Annotated in this window: 9 protein-coding genes; all 9 read left to right on the forward strand. The window is 51.5% G+C overall.

Annotated features, from left to right (window positions below; translation table 11 throughout):
* Nucleotides 1-82: 82 nt before the first annotated feature.
* On the forward strand, nt 83-2,005 hold the full coding sequence (dnaK, locus tag B3K89_RS10385) for a molecular chaperone DnaK (protein WP_293896092.1): 1,923 nt from the start codon (nt 83-85) through the stop codon (nt 2,003-2,005).
* A 100-nt stretch (nt 2,006-2,105) separates the two neighbouring features.
* Nucleotides 2,106-3,245 carry a molecular chaperone DnaJ gene (dnaJ, locus tag B3K89_RS10390; protein ID WP_293896095.1) on the forward strand — a complete coding sequence of 380 codons (1,140 nt, stop codon included), beginning with the start codon at nt 2,106-2,108 and terminating at the stop codon, nt 3,243-3,245.
* A 57-nt stretch (nt 3,246-3,302) separates the two neighbouring features.
* Nucleotides 3,303-4,058, forward strand: coding sequence for a 23S rRNA (guanosine(2251)-2'-O)-methyltransferase RlmB (gene rlmB / locus B3K89_RS10395; protein WP_293896098.1), 756 nt, complete (start codon nt 3,303-3,305; stop codon nt 4,056-4,058).
* Nucleotides 4,059-4,234: 176 nt separating this feature from the next.
* On the forward strand, nt 4,235-5,449 hold the full coding sequence (locus B3K89_RS10400; protein WP_293896101.1) for a DUF3798 domain-containing protein: 1,215 nt from the start codon (nt 4,235-4,237) through the stop codon (nt 5,447-5,449).
* A 140-nt stretch (nt 5,450-5,589) separates the two neighbouring features.
* Entirely contained in the window at nt 5,590-7,212 is a 1,623-nt protein-coding gene (locus tag B3K89_RS10405) for a sugar ABC transporter ATP-binding protein (protein ID WP_293896104.1), read from the forward strand.
* Nucleotides 7,209-8,270 (forward strand): ABC transporter permease subunit, encoded by a 1,062-nt coding sequence (locus B3K89_RS10410; protein WP_293896107.1) that lies wholly within the window; start codon nt 7,209-7,211, stop codon nt 8,268-8,270. Before B3K89_RS10405 ends, B3K89_RS10410 begins: the two co-directional genes overlap by 4 nt.
* Nucleotides 8,267-9,382, forward strand: a complete 1,116-nt coding sequence (locus tag B3K89_RS10415) for an ABC transporter permease (RefSeq protein ID WP_293896110.1) — start codon at nt 8,267-8,269, stop codon at nt 9,380-9,382. Before B3K89_RS10410 ends, B3K89_RS10415 begins: the two co-directional genes overlap by 4 nt.
* On the forward strand, nt 9,379-9,864 hold the full coding sequence (locus B3K89_RS10420) for a DUF6672 family protein (RefSeq protein ID WP_293896113.1): 486 nt from the start codon (nt 9,379-9,381) through the stop codon (nt 9,862-9,864). Before B3K89_RS10415 ends, B3K89_RS10420 begins: the two co-directional genes overlap by 4 nt.
* Before the next feature lie 145 nt (nt 9,865-10,009).
* On the forward strand, nt 10,010-11,464 hold a 1,455-nt coding region (locus tag B3K89_RS10425; RefSeq protein ID WP_345907372.1), incomplete at its 3' end, for a hypothetical protein.

Below are 11,464 nucleotides of genomic sequence, written 5' to 3' on the forward strand. Positions count from 1 at the left end.
TACGGTATGAGTACCTTAGGTGCAGGGAGAAAATTCCCTGAACCATGAATTTGATAGTTACATAGGAGAGGAGAAATATAAAATGGGAAGAATTATAGGAATTGACTTGGGTACCACCAATAGCTGCGTTGCAGTTATGGAAGGTAATGATCCTGTGGTCATTGCAAACAGCGAAGGCCAGAGGACGACTCCCAGTATTGTTGCATTTACCTCCAAGGGCGATCGCTTGGTAGGTCAGCCTGCAAAGAACCAGATGGTTACAAACGCCGAGAATACTGTATGGTCGATCAAGCGCTTCATGGGTCGCAAGTATCATGAAGTTCCCTCTGAACTTGGAAAGATTCCGTACAAAGTGGTCGCCAAGAATGGTGATGAGATAAAGATCGACATCCGTGGAGAGTTATACTCACCTCAGGAGATTTCTGCTGCAATCCTGCAGAAGATGAAGAAGACCGCAGAAGACTATCTTGGTGAGCCTGTCACCGAAGCCGTCATCACGGTCCCTGCATACTTCAACGATGCTCAGAGGCAGGCAACCAAGGATGCAGGCAAGATCGCCGGCCTTGACGTCAAGCGCATCGTAAACGAACCGACCGCAGCAGCCCTTGCATATGGCCTTGGGAAGGATGCTTCACGGGAAGAGAAGATTGCAGTGTACGACCTTGGTGGCGGTACCTTCGACATCTCCATTCTCGAGCTGGGCGATGGTGTTTTTGAAGTTAAGTCCACCAATGGCGATACTCACCTCGGTGGTGACGACTTTGACCAGAGGATCATCGAATGGATGATCAGCGAGTTCAAGAAGTCCAACGCAATCGATCTCAGCAATGACAAGATGGCCTTGCAGAGACTGCGTGAAGCAGCTGAGAAGGCGAAGATCGAGCTCTCCAACTCGACCAGCACCGACATCAACCTGCCCTTCATCACCGCTGACAGCACTGGTCCGAAGCATCTGCAGATGTCTCTTTCCCGTGCAAAGTTCGAGCAGCTGACCGCTGACCTGATCGAGCGCACCAAGCTCCCGGTCAAGAATGCACTCCGTGATGCCGGTCTGACTGCAGCCGATGTTGATGAGGTCATCCTCGTTGGTGGTTCCACCAGAATCCCCGCTGTCCAGGCGATGGTCCGCGAGCTGTTCGGCAAGGAGCCCCACAAGGGCGTGAACCCCGATGAAGTTGTAGCCATGGGCGCTGCAATCCAGGGTGGAATCCTTGGTGGAAACGTCAAGGACGTTCTGTTGCTTGATGTTACGCCGCTCTCCTTGGGTATTGAGACCCTCGGTGGTGTCTGCACCCGCTTGATCGAGCGCAACACGACCATTCCAACCCGCAAGAGCCAGATTTTCTCGACTGCTGCTGATGGACAGACTGCTGTGAGCATCCATGTTCTGCAGGGTGAGCGTGAAATGGCTTCCCAGAACAGGACCCTCGGCAAGTTCGATTTGATCGGTATTCCTGCCGCCCCCCGTGGCGTTCCCCAGATTGAAGTCACCTTCGATATTGACGCCAACGGCATTGTCCACGTTTCTGCAAAGGATCTTGGCACCGGCAAGGAGCAGAAGATTCGCATTGAAGCCTCCAGCGGCCTCAGTGACGCCGAAATTGAAAAGATGGTCAAGGAAGCAGAAGCTCACGCTGAAGAGGATAAGAGGGAACGTGCACGTATCGATGCCCGCAACGAGGCTGACAGCTTGATTTACTCCACGGAGAAGTCCTTGAAGGAGTACGGGGATAAGATCAGCGGCGATGATAAGGCAAAGATTGAAAGTTCCATCGCCGACCTGAAGAGAGTGATGGAGAATCAAGGGGCGAGTGCCGAGGAAATCAAGGCGAAGAATGAGGCCTTGCAACAGGCAGCATACAAGCTTGCCGAAGAAGTGTACAAGCACACCGCCTCTCAGGGTGCCGAGGCTTCTGCAACCCAGGAAGAACCTTCCGAAGCAGCTTCCCAGCCGAAGCATACGAAGGACGGAGTTGAGGATGCAGACTTCGAAGTTGTAGACTAAGGAGTCGGTAACAGGGTACTATAGCATAACGGCTTACCATCATGTCGGCTTCGGCCGACATGATGTTTCTGAGGCCAATCTGTTCTAAGGAAGTCGCATCGTGGCGAAACGTGATTACTATGAAGTGCTTGGGGTCGGAAAGACTGCAACACTTGAAGAGATTAAGAAGGCATATCGAAAACTGGCTATTGCCAACCATCCCGACAAGAATCCGGGTGACAAGGCTGCTGAGGAACGCTTCAAGGAAGCAACCGAAGCATACGATGTCCTCGGCGATGAGAAGAAGCGCAAAATGTATGATCAATACGGCTTTGCGGGCATTGATGGTGCGAATGGCGGTCCTCGCGACTACTCCAATGTGTATCGTGATTTCAGCGATATCTTTGGTGGTGGATTCGGTGGCGGTGGATTTGAGGATATTTTCAGCTCCTTCTTTGGAGGAGGCGGACGGACGCAGGGCCGTGGTGGACAACGAGGTCCTGAAGCCGGGTCTTCCTTGCGCTATGATGTCGATATTGATTTCAAGGATGCTGTATTCGGAACCAAGGTCGAGGTAACCTACTCGCATCAGGTGGCCTGTGAAGAGTGCCATGGATCAGGCTCTCAAGGCCGCAGCGGGACAAAGGCTTGTCCGACCTGCAACGGCAGCGGCCAGGTACGGCGCAACAGCGGCTTCTTCGCCATCGCCAGCACATGTCCCACTTGCAATGGCAGCGGTCAGGTAATCGACAACCCCTGTTCCTCCTGTCATGGCACCGGATTGAAGCGCAAGCAGCAGAAAGTCAAGGTGACCATTCCTGCCGGAGTTGATACAGGAAGCCGGGTTGTCCTGCGCGGCATGGGTGATGCAGGGCCCAACGGTGGCCCCGCCGGTGATTTGTATGTATACATAAACGTGAAGCCCCACAAGTATTTTGTAAGGCAGGACTATGATTTGTACTGCAAGATACCCATCTCATTCACGCAGGCCTCCCTGGGTGCCGAGATACAGGTTCCTACCATTGATGGACAGTCGATCAAGGTGAATATTCCTCCGGGTATACAGCATGGGAAAATGCTCAGGGTGAGGGAGAGGGGAGTAACAAAGCTCAATTCGACCGACCGGGGCGATATGTACATCAAGCTCATGGTCCAAGTCCCCAAGCGTTTGGGAATGAAGGCAAAGAAGCTGATGCAGGAACTCTCGGATGCATTGGGTGAAGAGACTTCGCCGAATCCAGTTCCATTTGATGAAGAATAACATGGCCAGGGCTACCGGATTCGGTAGCCCTGTTGCACACAGTACGAGGAGCACCATATGGGTGAGAAAATTATTGGCTTCCACGCCATTGAAGAAGGACTAAAACGAGCAGCCGCAGGGTCTGTTCTCTATCTTGTACGTGGTATGGGGAGCAACACCCAGACGCTGGAGCGCCAGGCACAGCTAAGCGGCAAGGTAATCGTCAAGAAGATTGCGAAGGTCGAGATGGATCGCATGGTCGATCATGCCGACCATCGGGGAGCGGTTCTGGATCTCGTCATCCCTGTGAAAGGGTCCGGGGCCAGGATTCCTGCCATATCGGTAAAGGAGTTCTGCGCGAGTCTGAAGGAAGACGATTCAGCTTTGGTCTTGGTGCTTGATGAGATCACCGACCCCCAGAACCTTGGTGCAATTCTCCGCTCCGCCGACCAGTTCTCAGTCTCTTTGGTGATCATCCCGGAAAGACGCAGCGCCCAGGCCAATACCACTGTCGTGAAGGTCTCCTCGGGTGCCGCCCATTATGTTCCGCTGGCGACGGTCACCAACATGAATCGGGAGATCGAGTATCTCAAGGGCCAGGGGTTCTGGGTCTATGGCGCCGCCATGAATGGGCAGGCAGTGTACAAGACCGTTTTCCCCAAACGGACTGTCCTGGTGATGGGCAACGAGGGCAAGGGAATCGGGCAATTGACACAGAAGCTTTGCGATCATCTGGTTACAATCCCAATGACCGGACATATCGATTCCTTGAACGTTTCGGTGGCAACCGGCATCCTTCTTTATGAAGTGAGAAGGCAGCAAGCAACCAAGTAAAGTATACGAATTGTGTTGAATGTATAGGGGCGTGGAGGCATTCCATGCCCTTATTCTATAAAAATGCAGGCAATTTACATCGAGTTGCATAAATAAAACAATCTTTTCTTGTATTCTGGCTATCTTTTTCGTATCATGACTCGTGGGATATTTCCCATTCAAGGAGAAAAGTAGAAATGAAAAAGACCTTAGCTCTTGTTCTTTGCATCCTGCTGGCCTCCAGTTTCTTGTTTGCACAAGGTACAAAAGAAACTGCCGCCAAGCCCGCTGCCAGTGACTTCCATGTTGGTATTGTCACCGGTACAGTCTCCCAGTCTGAAGATGATCTTCGTGGTGCTGAACGCCTGATCGAGGAGTATGGTTCCGTTTCCACTGGTGGCATCATTCAGCACGTCACCTATCCTGACAACTTTATGGACGAAGCTGAGACCACCATCAGCGTAATCAGCGGCCTCGCCGATGATCCGAAAATGAAGGCAATCATTGTCAACCAGGCTATTCCTGGAACCACTGAGGCTTTCCGCCGCGTCAAGGAGAGAAGACCCGACATCATCACCATCGCCGGTGAAGCTCACGAGGATCCTAATGTAATCCAGACTTCTGCAGACCTCGCTGTCAACAATGACTTCGTCGCCCGCGGCTATCTGATTATCCGCACCGCTCATGAGCTCGGCTGCGATACCTTCGTACACATCTCGTTCCCCAGACACATGAGTTATGAAACCATGAGCCGCCGTGTTGCCATCATGCGTGCAACATGTCAGGAACTCGGTATGAAGTTCGTGCTTGAGACCGCTCCCGATCCGACCTCCGACGTTGGTGTTGCCGGTGCTCAGCAGTATATTCTTGAGAAGGTTCCCGCATGGATCGAGACCTATGGCAAGAATGCTGCATTCTTCTGCACAAACGACGCTCACACCGAGCCTTTGCTCAAGCAGCTTCTGGCCTATGGTGGTTTCTTCATCGAAGCCGACCTCCCCAGCCCGCTGATGGGATATCCTGGAGCTCTGGGCATCGACCTCTCTGCTGAGGCTGGCGACTTTAGTGCTATTCTCAAGAAGGTTGAAGCTTCTGTTGTCGCCAAGGGTGGCGCAGGCCGCTTCGGCACCTGGGCTTATTCGTATGGCTACACCACCACTGCCGGCCTTGGCCAGCATGCCATCAACGTGCTCAGGGGCGAGAGCGAATTGCTCAAGCTTGCCGACCTGATGAAGGCGTATGGCAAGTACACCGCTGGTGCAAAGTGGAATGGTTCCTTCTACACCGATGTCAACACTGGTGTGAGGGCTCGCAACCACGTCCTCATTTACCAGGACACCTACATGATGGGCAAGGGCTACATGGGCAACGCTGATCTCGTTGTTCCCGAGAAGTATTTCTCCATCAAATAAGGTTTTCTAGTTGCAATCATGAGGGGGAGAGTGGTACTCTCCCCCTTTATACCGCTTAGTGAAACAACTATTTGAACGTGGTCGTAACTGTTGTCTGCACTCAGATAAGAGTCACAACCAAGTTTGGAAGGATAGAACAGATGAATGAGAATGATGCTCCCTTGCTGGAGATGAGACACATCAGCAAGGACTTTTTCGGCAATCAAGTACTCAGCGACATCAATTTCTCTCTGAAAAAAGGAGAGATCTTGGGGCTTGTCGGTGAGAATGGTGCAGGAAAGTCCACCTTGATGAAGATTCTCTTTGGCATGGATGAGATCCATCAAACCGGTGGGTTTGGTGGGGAAATCCTGATGAATGGACAGAAAGTGGAATTCGCATCCCCCATTGATGCTTTGGCAAAAGGAATCGGCATGGTGCATCAGGAGTTTTCCCTGTTGCCCGATTTTACCGCTACGGAAAATATTCTCCTTAATCGTGAGCCGCTCAAGTATACATGGCTCAGCGAGGTGTTCGGAGAGAGGATGAACACTCTCGACCGTGCACAGATGGACGATATTTCCAAACGAGCCATCGGCCGGTTGAATGTCCCCCTCGATGCCGACATGTTGGTTTCCCAAATGCCGGTAGGGCACAAACAGTTCACCGAAATCGCACGTGAGCTCAGCAAGGAAGCCACCGCGGCTACCGAAGGCATCAAGCTCTTGGTCCTTGATGAGCCGACTGCAGTACTTTCCGAGCAGGAGGCGGACAGCCTGCTTGCTGCCATGCGTAAGTTAAGTGATTCCGGAATTGCCATAATTTTCATCACCCACCGTCTTCAAGAGATTATTGATGTGTGCAACACCATCATGGTCATGCGTGACGGCAAGATTATCAAGACGGTCCCTGCACAAGGGGTTGTCATCACCGATATCGCCCGTTGGATGGTGGGGCGTGATGTGAATACTTCCCAGCGCCAGACCCGTACGTTCGATTACGAGAAATCTCCTGTGATTCTCAGCATTGAAAATCTGTGGGTGAATATGCCCGGTGAGACGGTAAGGGATGTGAGCCTTGAGGTGCATAAGGGAGAAATCCTGGGTATCGGAGGCATGGCCGGGCAGGGCAAGCTCGGTATTCCCAATGGAGCAATGGGCCTGTTCCCTGCCGGCGGGAAGGTTGCCTTCGAGGGAAATCAGATTGATTTGAACAATCCCCGCAACTTCCTTGATGCCGGAATGGCGTTTGTCAGCGAAGATCGGCGCGGGGTGGGTTTGCTGCTCGATGAGACGCTGGAGTGGAACATCTCCTTTACGGCCATGCAGGTCCAGGATAAATACCTCAAGAAGTACCTGGGCGGTGCCATCAAGTGGCGTGACCAGGAAGCTATTGAAAAAGAGACGCAAGCGTATGTGGAGCAATTGGAAATTCGTTGCACCAGCACCAAGCAAAAAGCAAAGGAGCTGAGTGGAGGCAACCAACAGAAAGTATGTCTGGCCAAGGCCTTTGCTGTATCACCCAAGCTTTTGTTTGTATCAGAACCTACGAGAGGCATTGATATCGGGGCCAAGAGCCTTGTACTCAAAGCGCTCAGGAAATACAACGAGGAGAGTGGGACCACCATTGTCATGATATCCAGTGAACTTGAAGAACTACGGGCGATTTGCGACCGGATCGCCATCATCAGCGACGGCAAGGTATTCGGCATTCTGCCAGCCAGCACCGACAGTGCTGAATTTGGTCTGTTGATGGTCGGCCATAAACAAGGAGGGAGTGTATGAACTTCGAAAAGCTGAAAGCTTCGATACAGGACATGGTACGCTCCTTCGGGCTTCCCCGAGTCATTATTGCCTTGTTCTTGCTGGTCCTCTTCATTCTCGCCCCGTTCGTGGGCGTTAATGTAGGAACCAGCCTTTCTGATACACTCAACCGTTTCGGAATGAACGCAGTCATGGTTTTGGCGATGGTTCCGATGATTCACAGTGGTTGCGGCCTGAACTTCGGACTTCCCTTGGGCATCATTGCCGGGCTCCTGGGTGCAACCATCAGCCTGCAGATCAATATCCCCGGACCTTTCTCCTTCGTGCTGGCAATTCTTCTGGCAACCCCGTTCGCTGTCATCCTCGGCTGGGGGTATGGGCAATTGCTCAACAGGGTAAAGGGTGGAGAGATGATGATCGCCACCTATGTAGGATTTTCCAGTGTGGCTTTCATGTGCATCATGTGGCTGCTGTTGCCCTTCAGCAATCCCACCATGGTCTGGGGCTATAGTGGATCGGGGCTTCGTACCACGATTTCGGTTGAAGGCTACTACCTGCATGTGCTGAACAACCTGCTGTCGATTCGACTAAGTGATCACTTGGTGATTCCCACCGGAATGATCCTGTTTTTTGCATTGCTGGCATTCATCATCTGGGCATTCCTGCACACCAAGACAGGGACTGCAATGACGGCTGTTGGCTCGAATCCTGTGTTTGCCCGTGCAAGCGGCATCAATGTAGACCGTATCAGGACCCTCAGTGTCGTGATGTCGACCTGGTTGGGAGCTTTAGGCATCCTCGTGTATCAGCAAAGTTTTGGATTCATCCAACTGTATATGGGTCCTTTCTACATGGCTCTGCCGGCGGTTTCGGCAATTCTCATCGGAGGAGCCTCGGTGAACAAGGCTTCAATCCTCAACGTTGTGATTGGAACCTTCCTGTTCCAGGGCATTGTCACCATGACGCCGTCGGTCATGAACTCGATGATTCATACAGACATGAGTGAGGTTATAAGAATTGTGGTTTCCAACGGTATGATCCTCTACGCCCTGACCAGAAAAACGGAGGCGGTACGATGAAGCTTCAGATGACCAACACCCAAAAAGTACTCCGCTTCATGGCCAACAATACCGTGCCGATTCTTTTCCTGGTGATTTGTGCCTTCGGTATACCCTTGAGCGGGTACTCGGCAAACTATTTGTTCAGCGAAATCATTATTCGTATTGTCCGAAACTCCTTCTTGATCGTCAGCCTCCTGATTCCCATCCTTGCAGGCATGGGATTGAACTTCGGCATGACTCTCGGGGCCATGGCCGGTCAGATCGGCCTGATATTCATCAGCGACTGGGGCATCGTAGGGATTCCGGGCATGCTTCTGGCGATGATTATCTCCACCCCCATTTCGATTCTTCTGGGCTGGTGGTGCGGCAAGATCCTGAACATGGCCAAAGGCCGTGAGATGGTTACCAGCTACATCATCGGCTTTTTCATGAACGGCATCTATCAGTTGATTGTACTCTACGGCATGGGTGCTGTTATTCCGATCAGGTCAAACGCCTTGGTGTTGCCAAGAGGCTATGGTATCCGCAATACCGTCAACCTGATCGGTATTCGAAAATCCTTGGACAATCTGCTGACCATCCGACTGTTCGGTATTCCCATTCCTCTTGCAACCTTCGCCTTGATCACCCTCCTGTGTCTGTTCGTGCTCTGGTTCAAGAAGACCAAGCTCGGTCAGGACATGCGCGCAGTGGGGCAGGATATGGAAGTTGCTCGAGCAGCGGGAATCAGGGTGGAGCATACCCGCATCATCTCGATTATCATATCCACGGTTTTTGCCGGCTACGGTATGATCGTGTACTTGCAGAACATCGGTACGTTGAACACATACAACAGCCATATGCAAATTGGTATGTTCAGCGTTGCCGCTCTTCTGGTTGGTGGTGCAACGGTTGCAAAGGCCAATATCAGGAACGTATTTCTTGGTGTCATCCTGTTCCACCTCATGTTCATCGTCAGCCCGATGGCGGGCAAGAACCTCATCGGACAAGCCCAGCTCGGTGAGTACTTCCGCGTATTCGTTTCCTACGGGGTTATCACCATTTCACTGGTCCTCTACGAGGTGAGAAAAAGGCGGGATGAGAATATTGCAGGTCTTGAGCTTGCAGCCGAGCAGGAGGTGAAAGCATGAGCATTACCTTCAATCGCAAAACATGGATCCGCCTTGCAATCATTGTACTGATCCTGGCTTTCTCGGTGTTTCTCTTCTTCATTGGAAGGCAACACACTGTACTCGTCGACAACAAGACCATTACCGTGAACGGGACGGAAGTCAAGGCCCTTCAGTTGGTGGAGGTCCAGATCAACAAGCTGGACGCGCTGGAACTTGCAGCACGCGATCGTGACAAGTTCGAGGTGACCGGCCAGACCCACGAGGTGAAGGTAGTGTATACCGACTCCAACTGGGAGGAGCATGTGATCACCCGCAAGTTCAAGATTCCCTTGATGCAGGATATGGTTATGATCCTGATTCCTGCCTTGGTTGCCGATGCACAGGCCGACCAGAGTGTTTGGCTTGAGAACTACGAACCGCCAACCTATGCAATGACAGCCGCTCCAGATGAAGAGACGGTGATAACCGATGACTTAGCCGGCTTGATTACTGAATTGTAGTAACAGGGTAAAAACTAAACATCAGGGGTGCCATTTGGCACCCCTTGGTTTATACTGAAGAAAATTATCAATGAAGAGGTTTCGCATGCGAATGTCTCGGTCAGTTGCTCTTTTCATGCTTCTTGTATTGTTGTTATCACCTGTTATGGCTGCTTCCAATCAGCAGAAAGTATTCAGTTTGGATGATGACGTCTACCAAGCCATCCAAATGCTCTATATCTCCCAAGGGCTATCGCTTCCCTCCACAACCGGTCCGTACAGTCAGGCAGAACTTGCCTTGATGTTGGAGAAGCTCAAACCCGAAGTCCTGAAAGGAAGCCTTTCTTCAACCTATGACTATGTTGTTCAGCAATTGAACAAAGAACCGAAGATCCAAGGCGACGGCATCGGCCTCTCCTGGAACCTCGATGCCAATCTGGAAGCCTATTACCACACCGATACCACCAACTTTGTGGGAAGGGAAACTTGGAATAGAGGATTCCTGCAACAAAAGCCCCTGCTGAATATCGGATTGGAAACCTGGCCGGCCGAGAACTTCTACGGCTATTCAGAATTCAGTGTGGGCAACACCCACACCTTGGAGCATGGGTTTGGCTCCACAGCATTCGGCACAAACATACCGGTGCTGCCTCCGGCGGTTCTCGAGGACTTGGACTTCAATATGCCCTATCGTGCCTTTGTTGCTGCAGGAGGGGAGTATTGGACCTTCCAGCTTGGAAGGGACAGGCTCAAATGGGGTGCAGGGACAACTGGCAACCTCATGCTCAGTGATACGTTGAAGTACCACAACATGGCCCGTATCACGACATTCTCGGACAAGTTCAAGTATACCTTCGTGACATCGTTCTTCCCGCATCCTTTACACTATTATGATGAAGTACAATCTGGAGTTGATATCGTCTATAACTCAACTACTAATACATATTTTGAAGTCCCAACTTATTATAACAATCAAACCGATGGACCCCTTATCGGTGATGGACAGACTGGAGTTCTCAAAGGCATCTACATGTTCATGTCCCATCGCTTGGAGTGGCGGATGCTTGGCGACAAGGTGGGCCTTACCCTCACCGAGAGCATCATGTACCAGAGTGAGGAGAATCTGCTGGACCTGAGGATTCTCAATCCTGCCATGATCTTCCACGACTACTACATCAGAAACAATGCCAACTCCATCCTTGGATTGGAGCTTGACTACACTCCTGTTCGGGGATTGAACATCTACGCCCAGGCGGCAGTGGATGAGTTCTCACTGCCGGGGGAGGCTGTTCCTAGCGCAACTGCATACAACTTTCCCATCACCTTCGGGTACCTGGCAGGAATAAAGGGTGTGTTTCCCATGAAAAAGAGCGTAGGGTATGGGTCTCTTGAGGCTGCATATACCGATCCGTATCTCTATCTCCGCTACTCCTCGAACTCCGGGCCTTCAGAGGGTAATCATGATGCGTATGGATTGAATTATGTGGGTGTGATCCGAGAATTCACCAATGAAACAGGAACACACTACAATCCACAGTTCCTAGGTTATACGTACGGCAATGATGCCTTCGTAGTGAATGTGAACGGTGGAATGAAGTCGTTCGGAAAATGGAATGTATCA

Source organism: Sphaerochaeta sp. UBA5849, from assembly GCA_002432715.1.
In the GTDB taxonomy this organism is placed as follows: Bacteria; Spirochaetota; Spirochaetia; order Sphaerochaetales; family Sphaerochaetaceae; genus Sphaerochaeta.